The organism is Paenibacillus pabuli NBRC 13638, assembly GCF_001514495.1.
Classification (GTDB): Bacteria; Bacillota; Bacilli; order Paenibacillales; family Paenibacillaceae; genus Paenibacillus; species Paenibacillus pabuli.
Genome location: NZ_BCNM01000033.1, coordinates 1 through 19,498 on the forward strand (window position 1 = coordinate 1; position 19,498 = coordinate 19,498).

At 45.2% G+C, this 19,498-nt stretch carries 29 protein-coding genes; 2 read left to right on the forward strand and 27 right to left on the reverse strand.

Features of this window, described 5'->3' with window-relative positions; genetic code table 11:
- Positions 1 to 340: 340 nt before the first annotated feature.
- Positions 341 to 571: a hypothetical protein gene (locus tag PPA03S_RS29725; RefSeq protein WP_017692114.1), complete on the reverse strand. Its 231-nt coding sequence runs from the start codon at positions 569 to 571 to the stop codon at positions 341 to 343.
- Positions 572 to 779: 208 nt separating this feature from the next.
- Positions 780 to 1,397 carry a stage II sporulation protein M gene (locus tag PPA03S_RS29730; protein WP_062329440.1) on the reverse strand — a complete coding sequence of 206 codons (618 nt, stop codon included), beginning with the start codon at positions 1,395 to 1,397 and terminating at the stop codon, positions 780 to 782.
- A gap of 120 nt (positions 1,398 to 1,517) precedes the next feature.
- Between PPA03S_RS29730 and pdaB the strand changes: the two genes are divergently transcribed.
- On the forward strand, positions 1,518 to 2,294 hold the full coding sequence (gene pdaB, locus PPA03S_RS29735; protein ID WP_062329442.1) for a polysaccharide deacetylase family sporulation protein PdaB: 777 nt from the start codon (positions 1,518 to 1,520) through the stop codon (positions 2,292 to 2,294).
- A gap of 129 nt (positions 2,295 to 2,423) precedes the next feature.
- On the opposite strand, the gene PPA03S_RS29740 is transcribed toward pdaB, so the two are convergent.
- Entirely contained in the window at positions 2,424 to 3,059 is a 636-nt protein-coding gene (locus tag PPA03S_RS29740; protein WP_062329443.1) for a KinB-signaling pathway activation protein, read from the reverse strand.
- A gap of 125 nt (positions 3,060 to 3,184) precedes the next feature.
- On the opposite strand from PPA03S_RS29740, the gene gerD reads away from it, so the two are divergent.
- A complete protein-coding gene (gene gerD / locus PPA03S_RS29745; RefSeq protein WP_062329445.1) occupies positions 3,185 to 3,952 on the forward strand; it encodes a spore germination lipoprotein GerD in 768 nt (255 codons plus the stop codon).
- 119 nt (positions 3,953 to 4,071) lie between these two features.
- Here gerD and salA read toward each other — a convergent pair whose 3' ends face one another.
- From salA to PPA03S_RS32640, 24 genes are all read right to left on the reverse strand, one after another.
- On the reverse strand, positions 4,072 to 5,172 hold the full coding sequence (gene salA, locus PPA03S_RS29750; RefSeq protein ID WP_062329447.1) for an iron-sulfur carrier protein/transcriptional regulator SalA: 1,101 nt from the start codon (positions 5,170 to 5,172) through the stop codon (positions 4,072 to 4,074).
- Positions 5,173 to 5,251: 79 nt separating this feature from the next.
- Entirely contained in the window at positions 5,252 to 6,007 is a 756-nt protein-coding gene (gene cwlD, locus PPA03S_RS29755) for an N-acetylmuramoyl-L-alanine amidase CwlD (protein ID WP_062329449.1), read from the reverse strand.
- Between the two features lie 68 nt (positions 6,008 to 6,075).
- On the reverse strand, positions 6,076 to 7,245 hold the full coding sequence (gene sat / locus PPA03S_RS29760) for a sulfate adenylyltransferase (protein WP_062329451.1): 1,170 nt from the start codon (positions 7,243 to 7,245) through the stop codon (positions 6,076 to 6,078).
- A gap of 85 nt (positions 7,246 to 7,330) precedes the next feature.
- On the reverse strand, positions 7,331 to 8,023 hold the full coding sequence (locus tag PPA03S_RS29765; RefSeq protein WP_062329515.1) for a phosphoadenylyl-sulfate reductase: 693 nt from the start codon (positions 8,021 to 8,023) through the stop codon (positions 7,331 to 7,333).
- Positions 8,024 to 8,684: 661 nt separating this feature from the next.
- Complete coding sequence (rpsI, locus tag PPA03S_RS29770; RefSeq protein ID WP_024633563.1) at positions 8,685 to 9,077, reverse strand: 30S ribosomal protein S9; 393 nt, start codon at positions 9,075 to 9,077, stop codon at positions 8,685 to 8,687.
- Between the two features lie 19 nt (positions 9,078 to 9,096).
- Positions 9,097 to 9,534 carry a 50S ribosomal protein L13 gene (gene rplM / locus PPA03S_RS29775; RefSeq protein WP_024633564.1) on the reverse strand — a complete coding sequence of 146 codons (438 nt, stop codon included), beginning with the start codon at positions 9,532 to 9,534 and terminating at the stop codon, positions 9,097 to 9,099.
- A gap of 206 nt (positions 9,535 to 9,740) precedes the next feature.
- Positions 9,741 to 10,514 carry a tRNA pseudouridine(38-40) synthase TruA gene (gene truA, locus PPA03S_RS29780; RefSeq protein ID WP_062329453.1) on the reverse strand — a complete coding sequence of 258 codons (774 nt, stop codon included), beginning with the start codon at positions 10,512 to 10,514 and terminating at the stop codon, positions 9,741 to 9,743.
- Positions 10,515 to 10,673: 159 nt separating this feature from the next.
- Entirely contained in the window at positions 10,674 to 11,039 is a 366-nt protein-coding gene (gene rplQ / locus PPA03S_RS29785; RefSeq protein WP_017692102.1) for a 50S ribosomal protein L17, read from the reverse strand.
- A 34-nt stretch (positions 11,040 to 11,073) separates the two neighbouring features.
- Positions 11,074 to 12,018 carry a DNA-directed RNA polymerase subunit alpha gene (locus PPA03S_RS29790; protein ID WP_024633566.1) on the reverse strand — a complete coding sequence of 315 codons (945 nt, stop codon included), beginning with the start codon at positions 12,016 to 12,018 and terminating at the stop codon, positions 11,074 to 11,076.
- A 136-nt stretch (positions 12,019 to 12,154) separates the two neighbouring features.
- The gene (rpsK, locus tag PPA03S_RS29795; RefSeq protein WP_017692100.1) at positions 12,155 to 12,550 is read right to left on the reverse strand and encodes a 30S ribosomal protein S11; all 396 of its coding nucleotides are present in this window, start codon (positions 12,548 to 12,550) and stop codon (positions 12,155 to 12,157) included.
- A gap of 19 nt (positions 12,551 to 12,569) precedes the next feature.
- A complete protein-coding gene (gene rpsM / locus PPA03S_RS29800; protein WP_062329455.1) occupies positions 12,570 to 12,938 on the reverse strand; it encodes a 30S ribosomal protein S13 in 369 nt (122 codons plus the stop codon).
- Between the two features lie 20 nt (positions 12,939 to 12,958).
- Positions 12,959 to 13,072: a 50S ribosomal protein L36 gene (gene rpmJ / locus PPA03S_RS29805; RefSeq protein WP_003333770.1), complete on the reverse strand. Its 114-nt coding sequence runs from the start codon at positions 13,070 to 13,072 to the stop codon at positions 12,959 to 12,961.
- 152 nt (positions 13,073 to 13,224) lie between these two features.
- Positions 13,225 to 13,440 carry a translation initiation factor IF-1 gene (infA, locus tag PPA03S_RS29810; protein WP_017692098.1) on the reverse strand — a complete coding sequence of 72 codons (216 nt, stop codon included), beginning with the start codon at positions 13,438 to 13,440 and terminating at the stop codon, positions 13,225 to 13,227.
- A 3-nt stretch (positions 13,441 to 13,443) separates the two neighbouring features.
- On the reverse strand, positions 13,444 to 13,749 hold the full coding sequence (locus PPA03S_RS29815) for a KOW domain-containing RNA-binding protein (protein WP_062329458.1): 306 nt from the start codon (positions 13,747 to 13,749) through the stop codon (positions 13,444 to 13,446).
- 10 nt (positions 13,750 to 13,759) lie between these two features.
- Positions 13,760 to 14,512: a type I methionyl aminopeptidase gene (gene map / locus PPA03S_RS29820; protein ID WP_062329460.1), complete on the reverse strand. Its 753-nt coding sequence runs from the start codon at positions 14,510 to 14,512 to the stop codon at positions 13,760 to 13,762.
- A gap of 4 nt (positions 14,513 to 14,516) precedes the next feature.
- Positions 14,517 to 15,161 (reverse strand): adenylate kinase, encoded by a 645-nt coding sequence (locus PPA03S_RS29825; protein WP_024633570.1) that lies wholly within the window; start codon positions 15,159 to 15,161, stop codon positions 14,517 to 14,519.
- A gap of 90 nt (positions 15,162 to 15,251) precedes the next feature.
- A complete protein-coding gene (secY, locus tag PPA03S_RS29830; protein WP_062329461.1) occupies positions 15,252 to 16,550 on the reverse strand; it encodes a preprotein translocase subunit SecY in 1,299 nt (432 codons plus the stop codon).
- Positions 16,550 to 16,990, reverse strand: coding sequence for a 50S ribosomal protein L15 (gene rplO, locus PPA03S_RS29835; RefSeq protein WP_062329463.1), 441 nt, complete (start codon positions 16,988 to 16,990; stop codon positions 16,550 to 16,552). The genes secY and rplO overlap by 1 nt, the downstream gene beginning before the upstream one ends.
- 43 nt (positions 16,991 to 17,033) lie before the next feature.
- Positions 17,034 to 17,219 carry a 50S ribosomal protein L30 gene (rpmD, locus tag PPA03S_RS29840; protein WP_017692092.1) on the reverse strand — a complete coding sequence of 62 codons (186 nt, stop codon included), beginning with the start codon at positions 17,217 to 17,219 and terminating at the stop codon, positions 17,034 to 17,036.
- Between the two features lie 12 nt (positions 17,220 to 17,231).
- Entirely contained in the window at positions 17,232 to 17,729 is a 498-nt protein-coding gene (gene rpsE, locus PPA03S_RS29845; protein ID WP_024633574.1) for a 30S ribosomal protein S5, read from the reverse strand.
- A gap of 27 nt (positions 17,730 to 17,756) precedes the next feature.
- Entirely contained in the window at positions 17,757 to 18,125 is a 369-nt protein-coding gene (rplR, locus tag PPA03S_RS29850; protein WP_062329465.1) for a 50S ribosomal protein L18, read from the reverse strand.
- A gap of 117 nt (positions 18,126 to 18,242) precedes the next feature.
- Positions 18,243 to 18,785, reverse strand: a complete 543-nt coding sequence (gene rplF, locus PPA03S_RS29855) for a 50S ribosomal protein L6 (RefSeq protein ID WP_024633576.1) — start codon at positions 18,783 to 18,785, stop codon at positions 18,243 to 18,245.
- 30 nt (positions 18,786 to 18,815) lie between these two features.
- A complete protein-coding gene (rpsH, locus tag PPA03S_RS29860) occupies positions 18,816 to 19,214 on the reverse strand; it encodes a 30S ribosomal protein S8 (RefSeq protein ID WP_017692088.1) in 399 nt (132 codons plus the stop codon).
- A gap of 32 nt (positions 19,215 to 19,246) precedes the next feature.
- Positions 19,247 to 19,432 (reverse strand): type Z 30S ribosomal protein S14, encoded by a 186-nt coding sequence (locus tag PPA03S_RS32640; protein WP_013312154.1) that lies wholly within the window; start codon positions 19,430 to 19,432, stop codon positions 19,247 to 19,249.
- Between the last annotated feature and the right edge of the window lie 66 nt (positions 19,433 to 19,498).

Consider the following 19,498-nt stretch of genomic DNA (forward strand, 5'->3'; position numbering starts at 1 on the left):
CATTCAATTTGTTGCCGTTCTTCGCGTCACCGTATTTTCAGCGGCGACTTTTATAATATATCATGTTTTAGTTTACTTGGCAAGCACTTTTTTTGATTTAATTTTCATCACTATATTTCGGTGCTTGTTTCGGTTAACTTCTCCTTAAAAAAGGAACGAAAATTAATTTATCATATTGAACAAAAAAGGTCAACCCTTTTTCGACAAATTGTTCCCTACTCTCTTTCAAAGCCCTTCTCTTCTTTAATTTACTTGATATTCATGAGATTTGAGGTACAGCGCTGGCTATACCGGGCCGCACCTCTCATATAGTCAACTGATTTATCCCTATGGCATATCATTATGGCTTGGACTTTTTTAATTTACCGCCTCTTGCATATTTGGATAGCTCTTTGGGTGGCGCAAAGCGTGCATACATCCGGAACACTGTCTTATAGCGACTCGCAATGGCGTATTTGATTTCTTGATCGAGACGGTTGTCACTTAAATCGAACAACATTTCATCAAGTTCTTTGCGTAATACATAATCTAGTTCTTTGCATTCCTTCTCGTTAAACAGCATACCCAGCATTAGAGTTCTCCTTTTTCTGCATATGGATAATGGCGCGCCCTATGTATTCAAGTTCAAGCCCTTTCGATCAGAGCTCTATATTGGACAACGCCGGTTTTAGAAGCAATCCTAGGATCATCTTTGTCTGCCCTTTTGTGGTTGCTTCTGAAACCCGTTTTATTGTTATGGTCAACTTTCTGAAAATTTATGAATGTCATCCCATATAAATTTATCCACGCACCAGGCTGTAGGTAAATGTACTTTCGATAATCGCTGCAACAAAAAGCAAAATAACAATCCAGAAGGATGCAGTTACCGTTGTGCGCATAAATGCACTCCAGTGACTGCCAAGCGTATTTCGTTTCTCCCCGCCAAATTGAGCAAGACTTTTGAGAACCAACCCGCCAAATCTTAATCCGAATGCACATGCGATAATAATAACCGGAATTTCAATAATACCATGTGGAAGAAGTCCCTTAACGACAATATCAAAAAAGCTTGCCCCATAGTTCATTGTGGTATGAACAAGAAAACCGATAACCATTCCATTAATCAACAGGAAAATGACAGGCAGGATACCTAAAAACAGACCGGCGTAAATCACAAGTACGCTTTTGATGGCATTATTGAAAAAGATAAAAAGGAAGAAGTTCCATTGCACATTTCCCCCCTGCTCCAGCCGTTCACTGACCTCTCTAAGTCCCCCAATCTGTTTTAACAATAAATCCTCCAGCGGACCCGTACTGATCCACCCTGCACCTATGCCAACAACAAACAATACAACTGACCAAATTAATGCACCCCTAATCGAACCTAGAGCTCTGAGAAATGTACTGAATTTTAACATAATAACCTCCTGTGGAAACAAGATGATGGACAAACAAACGTATGATACGAATAACTGCGAGGTACGAGCATACATTGGAGAGTAAACAAGCATTTCTTAAGGGAGAGGGGCGCTTATTGGATGAACTCGTTCTATGTATTTAGCGGCAAAAAGATCAAACGTTTCCTGATTGTACTGGTTGCTGCCGTCTTCGCTATCGGGATTATTTATCTGGAGAGCGGCAATGTTTCCGTATTCTCGGAAGATGCACCGTCTGCCGTCTACAGTGTACCAACCGAGAAAAAGGTTATCGCACTTACCTTTGACATTAGCTGGGGAGACAAACGGACAGAACCCATCTTAAAAGTCCTTCAGGATAACAAGGTGGAGAAGGCAACCTTTTTCCTATCCTCCCCATGGAGCAAGACTCATCCCGAGATTGTAACAGCGATCAAAGACGCAGGATACGAAATTGGCAGCCACGGTCACAAACACGACAACTACAGCAGTCTGACTGAAGATGAAATCCGCAAGGAAATTTCTACAGCTCATAGCATTTTAACCGATTTAACGGGAAAAGAACCGAAATTGCTACGCCTGCCTAATGGAGATTTTGACAAACGTGTTCTTCAGGTAGCCAGCAGTCTAAACTATCAAGTTGTTCAATGGGACACCGATTCGCAGGATTGGAAGAACCCCGGTGTACAGACCATTGTTGATCGTGTTGTTAGCAAAGCACATCCGGGTGACATCGTGCTACTGCACGCCAGTGATTCATCGAAACAAACGCACGAAGCATTGCCAGTCATTATCGACAAGTTAAAAAAGCAAGGGTATGAATTCGTGACTGTTTCCGAGCTGCTTAATCATTCAAGTGTCAAAGGTAAAGAGGTTCGCGATCAGGCGAGCGCACAGTAACGGTACACCTTTAAGCTTAGCTAATAAAAACTATCGTAACCCTTGGAGCTATCTCATGTAAAAAAGCGCCGAAGCGCCATAAATGAAAAGAGCTAACCAGGTTAGCTCTTTTTGGCGTTTTTAAAATCATCATAACGCATGGCTTTCTTTTATTTGCTCGTTCTTTCCACTTGCCCGTTCCTCCATGGCTCCATCCACCAGCCTATGCAATATCAGCATTTGGTATGCATTACAGATTAGCAGTGGAACTACAATAAAGATGGTGGCCGCATTCACATCAATTCGCAACACACCGATCGTCTCCACCACGGTAACAGCTACCATGAAAAAGAGTGTAGGCACGAGAGCCGAAATATGCGTCTGCTTCACCTTAACGTAAGCGGTAACAATTCCGGCAGCCAGAATAATGATTCCAAGCACTATATCGGATAGGCGTTCTCGTTCCCCACCGACAAACAAGCGTAAAAACATTACATCAAGCAAAGCCAACACGGTTAGAACAATCTGTACCATTTGCCAACTTCGTTTGGAAAATACACCCTTGCCCATATAGTTCAATATCAAGTATGCGAAAAAACCCATTTGCGAATACACGCTAATCATAATTCCAGACCCAAACAAAATCAGGAGATAAATTAAAAAATCAGTCATTCCATTTGTTTTCTCTCCATTAACCACCATCATAATTAAACCTGTCACTAATGATCCTGCAGCCCCAATAAGCAAAGCTGACCAAAATAGGAAAAACCATTTACGTAAATTCAAATGTTTTCCACCCCCGAGAGTTTATTTTACCAACCTTCACAGCAAAAAACCATCATCATTCAACATATTTAGTGGTTTACCATCACATACTACATCCAGTATCTAATCAAGGAGGGGTTGTGCACATGAAACGGCCTTTGTGGCAGTTATGCTGTGTCGTAATTGGACTATCCGTCATGCTCGCCGGCTGTGGCTCAGATCAGAATTACTCGCCTCCTCAGGGCGGTTATAAAGAGATGAAAACGATGGTTGTGGATATTCTCAAAAGTGACGAAGGAAAAAAAGCAGTTGAAGAAGCTCTTACAGGACAAAGTTCTTCCGGAGGCGGAGAAAGTGGGGGCGCAGGCCAAGCTGGTGGCGCAGGCGGTGGATCTGGAACAGTGGGAATGAAAATGTTAATGCCTATGCAATCTTCGGAACAAATACGTATTGCTGTAAAAGATACCATCACTGCTCCAGAGTACAAAAAAGAATTCGAGAAAATTATGACAGACCCTCAATTTGCAGGAGAATTTGCCAAAGTAATCAATGCACAAAGCAAACAATTGCATGAGCAATTGATTAAAGATCCGACTTATCAAAAGTCGATTGGGGACATCATGAAGTCACCTGAGGTATCCAAGATGTTCATGGACATGACCAAAACACCTGAATACCGTAAACAAACGATGACTGTTATGCAAGAAGTCATGCAGAACCCTTTATTTCGTATGGAGGTACTGACCTTACTAAAGAAAGTAGTACAGGATGAGCTTCAGCCCAAAACCGAAAGTGGCGGTCAGGGTGATCAACAAGGTAAAAGTCAAGGTGAAGACGGCGGCAGCGGCGGTGGTGGTGGTGACGGAGGAGATGGCGGCAGCGGCGGAGACTCTGGAAGTAGCGGTGGATCTTAAAATTTAATAAAAGCCTTTCAATTGCTTCGAATTAAAGCCGTTATGTAGGGATACAACAATATAGATCTCACAAAAGCCCGCATCCGAAGATGTGGGCTTTCGTTTTTACATTTTAAAAATTAAAATTTGGCATCAATAGACTGGGCAACTTCATCGTAAATTGCTCCGATTCGTGACTCTGCCTTATAAACAGACGGGGAAAAGTCGGGTTCTGAAATATGATTGTCCGGCGATCCCAATGGAATCTGGGCAAGTAGAACGGTATGCAAACTCTCGGCAAGATTGCCACCGCCACCGCGACCAAATACATAATCCTTTTCACCGCACTTGCTGCATTCGTAATAAGCCATGTTCTCTACAACACCAAGCAGCTCATGTTCCGTCTGAATCGCCATGGCACCTGCGCGTGCCGCTACAAAAGCAGCTGTTGCATGCGGTGTTGTAACGATGATTTCTTTGCTATGTGGCAGCATCTGATGCACGTCCAATGCGACGTCACCCGTTCCAGGAGGCAAATCAAGCAGCATGTAATCCAGCTCCCCCCAATTTACATCGGTGAAGAATTGCCGCAGCATCCGTCCTAACATCGGTCCACGCCAAATCACCGGGTTGTTCTCCCGAATAAAGAATCCCATAGACATCACTTTTACACCAAATCGCTCTACAGGTTGAATGATTCCATCCTCGACGACCGGATATTCTTCAATCCCCATCATATCAGGTACACTGAAGCCGTATATATCTGCATCAATTAAACCAACCCTCTTGCCTTGACGCGCCAGAGCTGCAGCCAGATTCACGGTTACCGTTGATTTGCCGACGCCCCCTTTACCACTTGCAATCGCAATAAAACGCACTCCGGATTCAGGACTTAACAACTCATGTCCATCCAGCCCAGCTGCGTGGCCCTTTACAAGCACTTCATCCTGCTCGTCTTCATGTTCGGCTTGTCCTCTATTCAGGCTCTCACGCTCATGCTCAGACGCTGCACGCAGACGAATATGTACATCATTCACTCCGTGTTGGGACAACAGATTGCGCGTGGCATCACTAAGAGCACTTGTTTCCTCTAAGTTATTCTCCAACGTCACAATGGTAAGTGCAACATGATTTTCTTTAACCATGACATCGCGGACCCACTGGAGTTCAGTCAAACTTACTCCCAATTGCGGTTCCTGTAATGGCTGCAATAGTTCAAGTATCTGTTCTTTTGATAACATCAGACAGCACCTCAGCTTTATCTATTGGCATGTAATTAGGTATGCTGGTCCAATTATATCATTACCTTTCTCATTATGACTAACTTTTAGGACGTTCTCCTGAGGAATAACGGAGAATGCCATTATAGATGGACGCAGCCACTTTGCGCTGATAGGCTTCATCGGCAAGCATACGTGCCTCTTCCGGATGAGAAAGGAATCCTACCTCTACAAGTGCCGAGGGGATTTTTAGAGCCTGGAGCAAGTAAACCGTATTAACCGTTTTAGCTATTCGATCTGTATTTTCCAAATTACGAATCATTTCTTGCTGAAGCAGGTTGGCCAGTCCTTCATTGTCTGGATGGTTCGGTGTATAAAAAACTTGCGCGCCACTCCATCGGTTCGACGGAACACTATTCATGTGGATACTGATAAAAAGATCTGCTTGTTTATCTTCGATTCTTCTTACCCTTTGTTTCAGATCTTCCGTCTTGCGTTTAGAGTACCCTTTGGTATCTGAAGCAGCCAGATCGGTGTCTATTTCTCGGGTCATCACAACCAAGGCCCCGGCCTGCTGCAGATAATCGCGTACATACAGGGCAATGGACAAATTGATGTCTTTCTCGATGACTCCCTGCTTACTGACAGCTCCCCCGTCTGGTCCTCCATGTCCTGCATCAATGGCTATGACTTTACCTGCTAACGGCAAACCCCAGTAACCGGACATTTTGGATGAAGGGAGTTCATACGTGACTACCACAACAAACATCGCAAGCAGGCAGAGGCTTAACATGACCCTCTTGATTGTACGCAGCCTGATCCAGACCACAAAGTGCTTCCCCATATTTTTACGCATAAAAAAACCACCTCGTCCCTATAAATGATTCTAATCATCTATATGGGACAAGATGGACAAATATACCGTTAGGAGCGGACTTGCTCAGCCATTCCTTCAATCAGCACCTCAGCTACCTCAGGACGCGTAAATTCAGGTGGAGGGCATTGACCGTCACGCAGCAACCCACGTACTTTGGTACCGGACAGCGCCATATGGTGCTCTTTATCATGAGGGCAGGTTTTGCTTGATGCCATGTTGCCGCATTTGGTGCAGAAAAAACTATGCTCGAAAAACAAAGGCGTGATCCCGAGTTCTTCTGCTGTAAAGTTTGTAAAGATCTCCTGAGCTTCATACGTTCCATAGTAGTCACCCACACCTGCATGGTCACGGCCTACAATAAAGTGAGTACAACCGTAATTTTTGCGAACCATAGCGTGGAAAATCGCCTCACGTGGACCAGCATACCGCATAGCAGCCGGGAACACGCCGAGAAACGCACGATCGGCCGGATAATAGTTCTCCAGCAACACCAGGTAACTCTTCATGCGCACATCAGCAGGCACGTCATCTGACTTGGTTTCCCCTACAAGCGGGTTTAAGAACAGAGCGTCCACTATCTCCATTGCGCTCTTCTGAATGTACTCATGAGCCCGATGGACCGGATTACGCGTCTGAAAACCCACGACGGTTTTCCAACCCTTATCCTGGAACGTTTTCCGTGTCTCAGCAGGATCATAATAAAACTGTTCGAATTTTGCCGGTTTCGGGCGATTCAAAACCTGAATCGGTCCTCCCACATAAGTTGCAGGTCGTTCCAATAGTTTTTTCACACCCGGATGCTCTGGATCATCGGTTTTGAAAACACGCCGCGCTTCTTCACCTTGGTCGACATTGTATACACTCTTCACTTCCAGCAGACCGTATGTCACGCCATCGTCTTCGCCGACAAGCGCCACTGTCTCTCCGATCCGAAGGGCCGCAGCCTGCTGTTCATCTACAGCCAGAGTAATTGGTATACTCCATACTGTTCCGTCCGCAAGACGCATACGCGATATAACCGACAGATAGTCTTCTTCATTCATGAAACCCTGAAGCGGTGAAAATGCACCCACACCAATTAGATCCAAATCGGATATGGTCCAGCTGTTGATACGTAGAGAGGAAAGTTTCTCGCTCTCCTGTAATAATTGTTCCCGTTCTTCTCCTTGTACGACACGCTGAATTAGCGTACCTCCATGAGGCAGAATCGAAGTCATCTTGTCAGCTCCCTGTTACTCCATTTTTTATATCATCAGATTGAATTCATAGCACTATAACATCCAACGTTTACTCTAACCTGATTTATTTATGAAGGCCACATTCCGTTTTATCATTTCCAGACCAGCGTCCCGCTCGTGGATCTTCTCCAGGCATAACCTGACGTGTGCAATACTCACAGCCGATACTCGGGTAATTCTGATCATGCAATGGGTTGTACACGACGTTATTGGCACGGATATAATCCCATACATCCTCTGAAGTCCAGTGGGCGATCGGGTTGAACTTCATGAGACCGAACTTGGAATCATACTCGACCTTCTTCGAATTTGCACGGGTCGGAGCCTGATCCCTCCGTATTCCGGTAATCCAAGCATCATACTGGGAAAGAATGCGTGTCAGTGGCTCAACCTTACGAATATTGCAGCAAGCATTAGGATCCGATTTCCACAATTCATCTCCATGTTGAGCCGCCTGCTCTTCAGGAGTAATTTTCGGAGCAACACGTACAAAATCAAGATTGTATTTCTCCTTCATTTTGTCGCGTGTTTCGTATGTCTCCTTAAAATGAAAATCGGTATCGAGATAAAATATATCCGTAGATGGACTGATCTTCTGAAGCATATCTACAAGTACAACATCTTCCGCACCGAAGCTGCATGCAAAAGTGATATTTGGAAACGTCTCAATGGCATATCGAATAATGTCCTCTGGACTCGCATGCTCCAACTCTTCAGCTTTCTTACGTGCAAGGTCTTCTTTCTCCAACAAGTTCATCTTTGCATTTCCCCCATTCTGCATTTCAATACATCTTAAAGCCGACTAATCTAATATGAATTATGTATAGTATAAATCTTTCATTGGGGATGTCAATGCCTCCCATGTGGTAAATTACTGCAGTCAGAGCCCATTTTTTTGTTTGTTCACCAGAATAAAATTTGGTCTTAATTACGCATTCAATTGATTAGAGGATAAAATCATTCAGGGAAGCATCATCGATTTTCACCTTATCCCATTTCGCTCATCATCGGAATCCATTGCCACTGCTGGGTTTATGACGCCAAATGGATAAAACGAAGTATAGAACTATTCTATTGATCCTATGGAATAAAGAAGAGAAAGTAGGATTTATTAATGAAACAAATGTATGCATTGTGTTCATCAATTGTAAGGGCCCTTTATCAAAGCCATAAGAAAAACTGATGAGAATTGAGGAAGAAAATGAACCGATTCTTGTGAAATTTTAAGTGAGAAATAGGTTAAAGATTTTGGAGAAATGTATTATAGGAATATTAGTGGGGGAAGAAATTTTAATCGTCAGAGAGGAACCTGAAGCTACTCCGCTGCATCACCTGTGTAGTGAGCAATTTAAAATAGCTTAAATAGTCTGTAAAATACAAGAAAGCCTTTGACCGAGGCCAAAGGCTTGCAATGCATATTAACGTTTGGAGAACTGAGGTGCGCGACGTGCAGCTTTGAGACCGTATTTTTTACGCTCTTTCATCCGTGGGTCACGAGTCAGGAATCCTGCTTTTTTCAGGGAAGCACGGTATTCTGGATCTGCTTTGAGCAGAGCGCGGGAGATACCATGACGGATCGCGCCGGCTTGACCGGAGATACCGCCACCATGAGCGATAACAAGAACATCATAGTTGCTGAGTGTTTCTGTTAGGTTCAATGGTTGTTTTACGATCAGTTTGAGTGTTTCCAAACCGAAGTATTCATTAATATCACGTTTATTGATGACAATGCGTCCTTCACCCGGTACAAGGCGAACACGAGCTACCGAATGTTTACGACGACCTGTCCCATAGTATTGTACTTGTGCCATGAAACTGTCCTCCTTTTAATTAACCGCGAAGTTCGTAAACTTCTGGTTTTTGTGCTGCATGTGGATGCTCAGTGCCTCTGTACGCTTTAAGTCTCAGCTTCATTTTCTCGCCCATGCGAGTTTTAGGAAGCATACCGCGAACAGCCAATTCCAACATACGTTCGGGTTTGTTTTTAACCATCTCTTCAGCTGTAGTTACTTTCAAACCACCTGGATGCATCGAGTGACGGTAGTATTTCTTGCCTTGCATTTTTTTACCAGTCAATACAATTTTCTCTGCATTGATGATAACAACGAAATCGCCAGTGTCCACATGTGGAGTGAATTGTGGCTTATGTTTGCCGCGGATCAAAGCAGCTGCTTCGCTCGCCAAACGTCCGAGCGTTTTGCCTTCGGCATCAATGATGTGCCATTGGCGCTCAACTTCGTTAGGCTTCGCCATGTACGTGGTACGCATGAAAAGTTCCTCCTTAAAATGTTCAACATCATTATATTCATTTATCTTCATTCGTTAGGTTATAACTTTAGGTGTTGATGGATTATTCTTTCGATGTGAAGCTCTTAATTGGGGCTTGTGGGAAAGCCATTAAGAAAACACAACTTTTATATTACAGGATAGGAGCTTAAATCGCAAGTGTTAATTAAGCATTTCACTTCACAAATTTAATCTTTTCTGTATTCAAGATCCCAGAGCATCAAACCGCAACTAACTGCAGTAGGTCCTGCAGCAGAACGATTGCATGCTGCAATCATATTCGGTACATCAGAGGCTTTCCGTTTGCCCTCTCCGATCTCCAGCAGTGTACCTACAATAATACGAACCATATGCTGCAAAAAGCCGTTGCCGCTCACATAGATGTGAATGACACCCTGATCGCGCGGATGGTCCCTGCACATTGAATGGTCCACTTCTATCCATGCTTCGTATACCGAACGTACATGATTGTCTTTCTGAGACTTGCGTGAAGCAAAGGAAGTGAAATCATACGTACCGATAAAATGACGCAACCCTTCCTGCATTGCCGCAATGTCCAGCTTGGCATGATGATGATATTGCAATCTTCGGTTGAATACATCCGGGAATTGATTCGCATTAACGGTATACCGATACGTTTTCTTTTTCGCTGCATAGCGAGAATGAAAATCGGATGGCACTTCTACCGCATCAATAACGATAATATCCGATGGTAATCTGGAGTTGAGCGCAATACACCAACGTTCAATCGGGATCTGGGAATCCGTAAGGAAATTGAAGATCTGTCTACGTGCGTGAACGCCCGCATCCGTTCTGCCTGAACCCGTAATTTTAACCTTCTCGCCGGTTAAAGCTCGGATGGCATCTTCGAGATGGTCCTGAATGGTATTCCCTCCCGGCTGAACCTGAAAGCCGTAATAGGCCGTACCATCATAAGTTAACGTCATACACAAGTTGCGCATCATTACCTCACCTTTGTTCCATACTATACATGTGCCTATCCCGAACAGCAAAAGAAGCCCCTTCCGGAGCTTCTATTACAGCACGAATTCCGAAATGAAGAGAAAAAAAGGGTTAATCCAGAATCAGTGATTCTGTCCCCTTTCCTCATCTCATCTGTTTTACGCGCGGTCAACCAGTTCCAAGTAAACCATAGGCGCAGCGTCACCACGACGAGGTCCCAGTTTAAGGATACGAGTGTATCCACCTGGACGCTCAGCGTAACGGCCGGACAATTCGCTAAACAGTTTTTGGATTGCATCTTGCTCACCATCGATTGTTTCGCGGCGAACATAAGCTGCCACTTGGCGACGGGCATGAAGATCTCCCTTTTTCGCTTTAGTGATCAGTTTTTCAGCAATAGAGCGAACCTCTTTTGCTTTCGCTTCAGTTGTCTGAATGCGTTCGTATAAGAATAGGTCGGTTACCAGGTCACGGAACAAAGCTTTACGTGCGCTGGAATTACGGCCCAACTTTTGGTATGCCATTGTTTTCCCTCCTTCACTTCAAGCACTCGGCTGTCTATTCTTCTGTACGGAGTCCCAAACCAAGTTCCTCAAGCTTCTCTTGAACTTCTTCCAAAGACTTACGTCCGAGGTTACGGACCTTCATCATGTCTTCTTCTGTTTTCGTAGTCAGCTCTTGTACGGTATTAATACCAGCACGTTTGAGGCAGTTGTAGGAACGAACAGAGAGATCCAGCTCTTCGATCGTCATTTCGAGTACTTTTTCTTTTTTGTCTTCTTCTTTTTCGACCATAATCTCTGCATCTTTCGCTTCGTCTGTAAGACCCACGAAGAGCATCAGATGCTCGGTCAAAATTTTAGCGCCGAGGCTTACAGCCTCTTCAGGACGAATACTTCCGTCAGTCCAAACTTCCAACGTGAGCTTGTCATAGTTGGTTACTTGGCCGACACGCGTATTTTCCACAGCGTAGTTAACGCGGCTGATCGGGGTGAAGATGGAATCGACTGGGATGACGCCGATCGGCTGGTCATCGCGTTTATTCCGATCTGCCTGGACGTAGCCGCGACCGCGATTGGCAAAAATACGCATGTGAAGTCTCGAACCTGGTCCGAGCGTAGCAATGTGCAAATCCGGGTTAAGGATCTCCACATCGGAGTCAGCACGGATATCTCCAGCCGTAATTGCTCCTTCGCCTTCAGCATCAATCTCGAGCACTTTCTCCTCATCAGAATGAATTTTAAGCGACAAAGCTTTCAGGTTAAGAATGATCTCCGTAACATCTTCCATTACGCCAGGAACTGTAGCAAATTCATGCAGAACGCCATCGATTTGAACCGAAGACACTGCCGCACCCGGCAGTGACGAGAGCAAGATACGACGAAGCGAGTTTCCAAGCGTCGTACCGTATCCGCGCTCAAGCGGTTCTACTACGAATTTCCCATAGGTGCCATCATCGTTGACGTCTACCGTCTCAATTTTCGGCTTTTCGATTTCAATCACTGCAATACCCCTCCTTCAAAACGTCGGTCCTCTATGAAACATTTACCTTCTCTTGCGAAAACATGTAGTAGTATGCCTAAACAACCATTATTAGCAGATTGTGCCGGAAATATACCACACGCAGGGGCAAATCTCATTAGACACGACGACGTTTTGGAGGACGGCATCCGTTATGCGGGACTGGAGTTACGTCTTTGATCAGGTTAACTTCAAGACCTGCAGCTTGCAAAGAGCGGATCGCTGCTTCACGGCCTGCGCCTGGTCCTTTAACCATAACCTCAACGGCTTTCATCCCATGTTCCATTGCAGCTTTGGCAGCAGTCTCAGCAGCCATTTGTGCAGCAAACGGAGTCGATTTACGGGAACCTCTGAATCCGAGGCCGCCTGAGCTTGCCCACGAAATTGCATTTCCGTGAGGGTCCGTAATGGTAACGATAGTGTTATTGAATGTGGAGCGGATATGTGCCACGCCAGATTCAATATTTTTACGGTCACGACGTTTAGTACGTACGACTTTTTTCGGTTTAGCCATTTTCTCTTATCCCCCCTTATTATTTCTTCTTGTTCGCTACAGTACGACGAGGACCTTTACGAGTACGAGCATTCGTTTTCGTACGTTGTCCACGAACAGGCAGACCACGACGATGACGAACTCCACGGTAACAACCGATCTCCGTCAAACGTTTAATATTCAAAGAGATTTCACGACGCAGGTCACCTTCAACTTTGACCTCTTTATCGATACTTTCACGCAATTTGCTGACTTCATCTTCCGTCAAATCACGAACACGAGTGTCCGGATTGATGCCTGTTGTGCTCAGAATTTTCTGGGAAGTCGTTTTACCGATTCCGAAAATATAAGTCAAGGCGATCTCAACGCGCTTATCACGTGGCAAATCCACACCAGCTATACGTGCCATTTTACGCTACACCCCCTTCTTTAACCTTGTTTTTGTTTGTGTTTCGGATTTTCACAGATAACCATAACATTCCCTTTGCGGCGAATGACTTTGCATTTTTCGCAAATCGGCTTGACCGAAGGTCTTACCTTCATGTGAATTACCTCCTCAAAGTTTTGCTTAGCAAAACCCTCTTCGTAAGCATTGACCTTGTTCTACTATTGTAAAACCGGCTTCGAAGCTTTCGCAAGTTTTGCCGGGCAAAACCCGCTTCATAAGCTTCACAGTTCATTGCAACTGTCTACTACTATTTACGGTAAGTTATACGACCTTTTGTCAAATCATAAGGCGATAACTGAACAACCACTTTGTCTCCAGTCAGGATACGGATAAAGTGCATCCGCAACTTGCCGGAAACGTGAGCGAGAATTTGATGACCGTTCTCAAGCTCAACCTTAAACGTTGCATTCGGTAGCGGTTCGAGAACCGTACCTTCCACTTCAATGACATCTTCCTTGGCCATTAGTCAGTCTCCTTTCTCTTCAGCTATGTTGGTGGATTCCAGAAACGAATGAACCGCGAAGCGGAGCTTTCCGTTTGTCACCCGACCACTCTCGTTTAAACTGTTTACGACCTCGCTGCTAATCATCGGCTGGAGTTCAAGATGAAGAATATTCTTCTTCTTGGGCTGATCAAACTTACGTTTGTCTCCATCCGCAATATATACGAACCTGCTGTCCGCTATAGCAACAATTACTGCGGCTTGGTCCGCATTGCGGCCTTTACGGATCTTCACAAGTTGACCGAGCTGCGGATTAGACTGATTGTTCATGCCTTATCACCTACGCATTCAGTTTTGTGAAAATTTCCATGCCTTCTGGTGTAACTGCTACGGTGTGTTCAAAGTGGGCGCATAACGATCCATCAGCGGTAACGACAGTCCAGTTATCTTCCAACGTTTTCACATACCTTCTACCTGCGTTAACCATCGGCTCTATGGCCAGCACCATGCCTGCTTTAAGCCGTGGTCCTCGATCAGGAAGACCATAGTTCGGAATCTGTGGTTCTTCGTGAAGATCCGCTCCTATGCCGTGACCGACATATTCACGTACTACCGAGAACCCTTCATCTTCAATATATTTCTGAATCGCATGAGATATTGTAAACAAGCGAACGTCCGGTTTTACCAGCGCCAGACCTGCGTATAACGAAGCCTCGGTAACGTCCAGAAGACGACGGGCTTCTTCGGAAATACGGCCGACTGGATAAGTCCAGGCGGAATCTCCGTGATACCCCTGGTACTGCGCGCCAATGTCAAACGTAACGATATCGCCCTCGTTCAACTTGCGTTTGCCGGGAAATCCATGCACCAACTCTTCATTCACTGAAGCGCACACACTGGCAGGGAAACCGTTATAACCTTTGAAAGACGGCACAGCTCCTTGACTGCGGATGTATTGATCGGCCATATGGTCAAGTTCTCCAGTCGTAATACCGGGAGCGATATGCTCTGCCAAGAGACGATGCGTTTCCGCAACAATTCTCCCCGCTTCCCTCATCAAGCCCAGTTCCGTTTCGGACTTACCAATGATCATTCAATTAACCTCGCAGCAGGGACACGATTTCATGAGAAACTTGATCGATATCCTGCTCTCCGTCCATCTGGCGAAGAAGACCTTTGTTCTCATAAAATGTGAGGAGTGGTGCTGTTTTGTTGATATATTCGTCGAGACGTGTGCCTACGCTCTCTTCATTATCATCAGAGCGCTGGTACAAGTCACCGCCGCATTTATCACAAATACCTTCCTGCTTGGGCGGATTGAACACGACATGATAGGTGGCGCCACAGTTCTTACAAATGCGACGACCCGTCAAACGGGCGAGCAATTTGTTGCGGTCCACTTTCAGGTTGATTACATGATCGAGACCTGAGTTCAGTCGATCCAGAATACCATCGAGCGCTTCTGCCTGAGACAGGGTTCTTGGAAATCCATCCAAGAGGAATCCTTCTCTGCAGTCAGGCTGCTGCAAACGTTCTTCAACGATGCCGATCGTTACATCATCTGGTACGAGCAATCCTTGATCCATATATTCCTTGGCTTTCAGGCCAATGGGAGTTCCCTGCTTAATCGCGAGACGAAATGCATCGCCTGTTGAAATGTGGGGAATACCGAACTCTTTCACAATGACGTCTGCTTGCGTTCCTTTTCCTGCCCCCGGAGGGCCCATGAATAGGATGTTCACGTTATGTCACTCCCTCCAAGACTACCCTACATCAACAAACAGCACAATAGGTGCCGGCAAGTAAATCTTAGCTTGACCGGTACCTATTGCCTATTTATTGATAAAACCTTTGTAGTGGCGTTTGATCAATTGGCTTTCGATTTGCTTCATCGTATCCAGCGCAACACCTATTACGATCAGGAGAGATGTTCCCCCTATTTGCGCAGATTGAGGCAAACCAGAAAGTGCCCCCAAAATTACAGGCAGAACGGAAATGACTGCCAAGAAGATGGCACCTGCCGTTGTCAAACGAGTCATGACACGGGTCAGATATTTCTCGGTTGCTTTACCCGGACGAATGCCTGGGATGTAACCGCCGTTCTTTTTCATGTTGTCAGCCATCTGCTGTGGATTCATCTGTACGAAAGTATAGAAGAAGGTAAACCCGAAAATCATCACTACATACAGTAACATACCCAGAGGTTTATGTGTAGTGAGATTGGCTCCGATCCACTGTGCCCAAGCGCGATCAGCCCAGAAGTTTGCGATGATCGATGGGAACATCAACAGCGATGATGCAAAGATGACAGGGATAACACCTGCTGCATTAATCTTCAGCGGGATATGTGTATTCTGTCCACCGTACATTTTGTTACCTACGACTCGTTTAGCGTACTGTACAGGAATTTTCCGAATCGCCTGCTGAATGTAAATGACCCCTATGATAATCAGTACAATAACAATTGCAACGATTACCCCTTTAAGAATGTTCATGAACAGTTGATCAGCTTGGATAAAGTCGGATTCGATTGTTTGTTTGATAATATTAGGCACCGTGGATAGGATACCCGCAAAGATCAAAATCGAAATCCCGTTTCCTATGCCCTTCTCGGTGATCTGCTCACCAAGCCACATCAGGAATGAAGTACCCGCCGTAAGTACAATCGCGATCAAGATATAATCTGCAAAGGTTGCATTAGGAACCATTTCTGTATTGTACAAGCGGTTGAATCCGATCGACGTACCAAACGCTTGAATCAATGCCAGACCTACCGTTAAATAACGGGTTAGTTGTGCAGATTTCTTCTTACCTTGTTCACCCTGCTTCGCCCACTCCGCTAATTTTGGAATAACGTCCATGGAAAGCAACTGTACTATGATAGACGCAGTGATGTAAGGCACGATCCCGAGCGCAAATATCGAGAACTGAAAGAGCGCTCCACCCGAGAACGTATTGAGAAGTCCAAAAACTTCTTTACCCGCAGAATTTGTCGCTTCGAACACATCTTTGTTAACACCCGGTACGGGTACAAAGGAGCCGATGCGGTAAATGATCAGTACAAAAAGGGTAAATAATACCCTTTTGCGCAGATCTTCAACCCGCCAGATATTCTTTAGGGTCTTGAACATTAAATCACCTCGGTTTTACCGCCGGCAGCTTCAATTTTCTCCACCGCAGATTGAGAAAACTTGTTAGCTTTAACAGTCAGCTTCACAGTGACTTCACCGTTACCCAGGATTTTGATTCCGGACTTAGCGTTTTTAACTACGCCGTTCGTCATCAAGAATTCTGGAGTCACTTCAGTACCCGCAGCAAAACTGTTCAGGTCTTCAGTATTCACAACTGCATATTCTTTGCGAGTTGGGTTTACGAAACCACGTTTTGGCAAGCGACGATACAATGGATTTTGTCCACCTTCGAAGCCCGGACGAACACCACCGCCGGAACGAGCGTTTTGTCCTTTGTGACCGCGACCTGATGTTTTACCTGTACCACTACTTGGACCGCGACCAAGACGTTTACGTTCTTTGCGGGATCCAGGAGATGGTGAAAGCTCATGTAACTTCATCGTTCGTTGCACCTCCTTAAAGATTTGTGGGATTAACCCTTTTTTAAGCTTCTACTTCTTTAACAGCGACCAAGTGGCTTACTTTGTTAATCATACCACGAATGGCAGGATTATCGTTTTGAACCACTTTACTGTTGATTTTGCGCAAGCCCAATGTTTTCACAGTTGTTCTTTGCGTCTCCGGACGTCCGATCAAGCTGCGGACGAGGGTAATTTCTAATTTAGCCATGAGATTCCCTCCTTAACCCAGAAGCTCTTCGACGGATTTGCCGCGCAGTTTTGCCACGTCTTCAGCACGTTTCAAACGGGACAAACCTTCCAAAGTCGCATTGACCATGTTCATGGAATTCGAAGAACCCAGAGATTTTGTCAAAATGTCACCTACACCAGCAAGTTCGAGAACCGCACGTACAGGACCACCAGCGATAACACCAGTACCTTCAGATGCTGGTTTCAACAGAACGCGTCCTGCGCCGAACTTACCTGTTACCAAGTGAGGAATCGAAGTTCCTACGAGTGGAACGTGTACAAGGTTTTTCTTAGCGTCTTCAATACCTTTGCGAATTGCATCAGGTACTTCGCCCGCTTTACCGATACCAGCTCCAACCCAGCCGTTGCCGTCGCCGACTACAACCAGTGCGCTAAAGCTGAAACGGCGTCCGCCTTTTACTACTTTAGCTACGCGATTAATATTTACAACTCTTTCAGACAGTTCCAAAGTATTCGGATCTACACGCAAGTCGTTAACCTCCTTTTGAAAAATATCTTAAAACTCAAGTCCTGCTTCACGAGCCGCTGCAGCCAATGCTGCGATACGACCATGGTACAGATATCCGCTACGGTCAAATACGATGTTTGAAACGCCTTTGTCTTTCGCACGTTTAGCAACGAGTTCGCCAACTTTACGAGCAGATTCAACAGATGCGCCGTTTTTGATGTCGCCGCTCAGTTCTTTGTCAACAGTAGACGCGGAAGCGATCGTAACACCAGCTACGTCATCGATAATTTGAGCATACATATGTTTACCAGAACGGAATACGTTCAAACGAGGACGTGCTGCCGTTCCTTGGATTTTCTTACGAACACGCAGGTGTCTTTTCAGACGAGCCTTGTTTTTATCTTGTTTCGTAATCATCTCTGGGATTCACTCCTTTCAGGTTACCTCGCTGGCTTCAAACCAGAAGCCACGGGGTATATTAGAAACACAAGAAGCAAGCAAGCCGAAAACCGCGCAAAGGCGGTAAGAGAAATCTTATTTCTTCTTACCGGCTTTACCTTCCTTACGGATGATACGCTCGCCTTCATATTTAATACCTTTACCTTTGTATGGCTCAGGTTCACGAACGGAACGGATTTTAGCAGCGTAAGCACCTACACGCTCTTTGTCGATTCCGCGAACGATGATTTTCGTATTCGAAGGAACTTCGAATTCGATTCCCGCTTCCGGTGTAATTTCAACCGGGTGAGAGTAGCCAACGTTCAGAACGATTTTATCTCCGGATTTGCTTGCACGATATCCGACCCCAACCAGCTCCAGAGATTTTGCGAATCCTTCAGTAACGCCACTCACCATGTTGTTTACAACGCTACGCGTTGTGCCGTGCAAAGAACGGTGAGTTTTGTTATCGGAAGGACGCACAACTGTAATTTCGTTGTTTTCAACTGTAACCTTCATGTCTTTATGAAGTTCACGAGTCAAAGATCCTTTTGGTCCTTTTACCGTAATAACGGTGTTGTCCAGTGTGATGTCCACACCACTTGGTACTGTAATTGGTTTGCGACCAATACGAGACATATGTTGCACCTCCTATCTTGTGACGTTATATTACCAAACGTAGCAGACGACTTCTCCGCCGGATTTTGATTGACGAGCTTCTTTGTCCGTCATGATACCTTTGGATGTCGAGATAATCGCGATACCCAGACCACCAAGTACACGAGGTACTTCGTTGCTTTTCGTGTAAACACGAAGACCAGGTTTACTGATTCTTTTCAGACCAGTGATAACGCGCTCGTTATTTTGACCGTATTTCAGGAAAACACGGATAATCCCTTGTTTGTTATCATCGATAACTTCAGCGTCACGGATGAAACCTTCACGCTTCAGGATATCGGCGATTTGTTTTTTCATTGTCGAAGCAGGCATTTCTACCGTTTCGTGACGAACTGTGTTCGCGTTACGAATACGAGTAAGCATATCTGCAATTGGATCAGACATAGTCATTGTGAGTTAACCTCCTTCCCGTTCAGGACTTTTTACCAGCTTGCTTTTTTCACGCCAGGGATCTGGCCTTTATAAGCTAATTCACGGAAGCAAATTCTGCAAATTTTGAACTTTTGCAGGACCGAATGTGGACGTCCGCAACGCTCACAGCGTGTATAAGCACGTACTTTAAACTTTGGTGTACGTTGTTGTTTAACTTTCATCGAAGTTTTTGCCACTTAGCCTGACACCTCCTAAATAATTTCGGAGAAAAGGGAGTCTTTCCAGACACCCGGAAACGTTAT

Bases quoted from the DNA above. Each gene is read 5' to 3' on its own strand.
- cwlD (WP_062329449.1), bottom strand. From the start codon at position 6,007: ATGCGTAAAAATATGGGGAAGCACTTTGTGGTCTGGATCAGGCTGCGT.
- salA (WP_062329447.1), bottom strand. From the start codon at position 5,172: ATGTTATCAAAAGAACAGATACTTGAACTATTGCAGCCATTACAGGAA.
- secY (WP_062329461.1), bottom strand. From the start codon at position 16,550: ATGTTCAAGACCCTAAAGAATATCTGGCGGGTTGAAGATCTGCGCAAA.
- PPA03S_RS29765 (WP_062329515.1), bottom strand. From the start codon at position 8,023: ATGAACTTGTTGGAGAAAGAAGACCTTGCACGTAAGAAAGCTGAAGAG.
- sat (WP_062329451.1), bottom strand. From the start codon at position 7,245: ATGACTTCGATTCTGCCTCATGGAGGTACGCTAATTCAGCGTGTCGTA.
- rplQ (WP_017692102.1), bottom strand. From the start codon at position 11,039: ATGGCATACCAAAAGTTGGGCCGTAATTCCAGCGCACGTAAAGCTTTG.
- truA (WP_062329453.1), bottom strand. From the start codon at position 10,514: ATGCGCAACTTGTGTATGACGTTAACTTATGATGGTACGGCCTATTAC.
- rpsH (WP_017692088.1), bottom strand. From the start codon at position 19,214: ATGACTATGTCTGATCCAATTGCAGATATGCTTACTCGTATTCGTAAC.
- infA (WP_017692098.1), bottom strand. From the start codon at position 13,440: ATGGCCAAGGAAGATGTCATTGAAGTGGAAGGTACGGTTCTCGAACCG.
- PPA03S_RS29725 (WP_017692114.1), bottom strand. From the start codon at position 571: ATGCTGGGTATGCTGTTTAACGAGAAGGAATGCAAAGAACTAGATTAT.
- PPA03S_RS29815 (WP_062329458.1), bottom strand. From the start codon at position 13,749: ATGAACAATCAGTCTAATCCGCAGCTCGGTCAACTTGTGAAGATCCGT.
- rplO (WP_062329463.1), bottom strand. From the start codon at position 16,990: ATGAAGTTACATGAGCTTTCACCATCTCCTGGATCCCGCAAAGAACGT.
- gerD (WP_062329445.1), top strand. From the start codon at position 3,185: ATGAAACGGCCTTTGTGGCAGTTATGCTGTGTCGTAATTGGACTATCC.
- rpsM (WP_062329455.1), bottom strand. From the start codon at position 12,938: ATGGCACGTATAGCTGGTGTGGATTTGCCACGTGATAAGCGCGTTGAG.
- rpsK (WP_017692100.1), bottom strand. From the start codon at position 12,550: ATGGCTAAACCGAAAAAAGTCGTACGTACTAAACGTCGTGACCGTAAA.
- rpmD (WP_017692092.1), bottom strand. From the start codon at position 17,219: ATGGCTAAATTAGAAATTACCCTCGTCCGCAGCTTGATCGGACGTCCG.
- rpsI (WP_024633563.1), bottom strand. From the start codon at position 9,077: ATGGCACAAGTACAATACTATGGGACAGGTCGTCGTAAACATTCGGTA.
- rplM (WP_024633564.1), bottom strand. From the start codon at position 9,534: ATGCGTACCACGTACATGGCGAAGCCTAACGAAGTTGAGCGCCAATGG.
- PPA03S_RS29730 (WP_062329440.1), bottom strand. From the start codon at position 1,397: ATGTTAAAATTCAGTACATTTCTCAGAGCTCTAGGTTCGATTAGGGGT.
- rplF (WP_024633576.1), bottom strand. From the start codon at position 18,785: ATGTCTCGTATTGGTCGCAAACCAATTACAGTACCAAGTGGTGTGGAC.
- rpmJ (WP_003333770.1), bottom strand. From the start codon at position 13,072: ATGAAGGTAAGACCTTCGGTCAAGCCGATTTGCGAAAAATGCAAAGTC.
- rplR (WP_062329465.1), bottom strand. From the start codon at position 18,125: ATGATTACGAAACAAGATAAAAACAAGGCTCGTCTGAAAAGACACCTG.
- pdaB (WP_062329442.1), top strand. From the start codon at position 1,518: ATGAACTCGTTCTATGTATTTAGCGGCAAAAAGATCAAACGTTTCCTG.
- map (WP_062329460.1), bottom strand. From the start codon at position 14,512: ATGATCATTGGTAAGTCCGAAACGGAACTGGGCTTGATGAGGGAAGCG.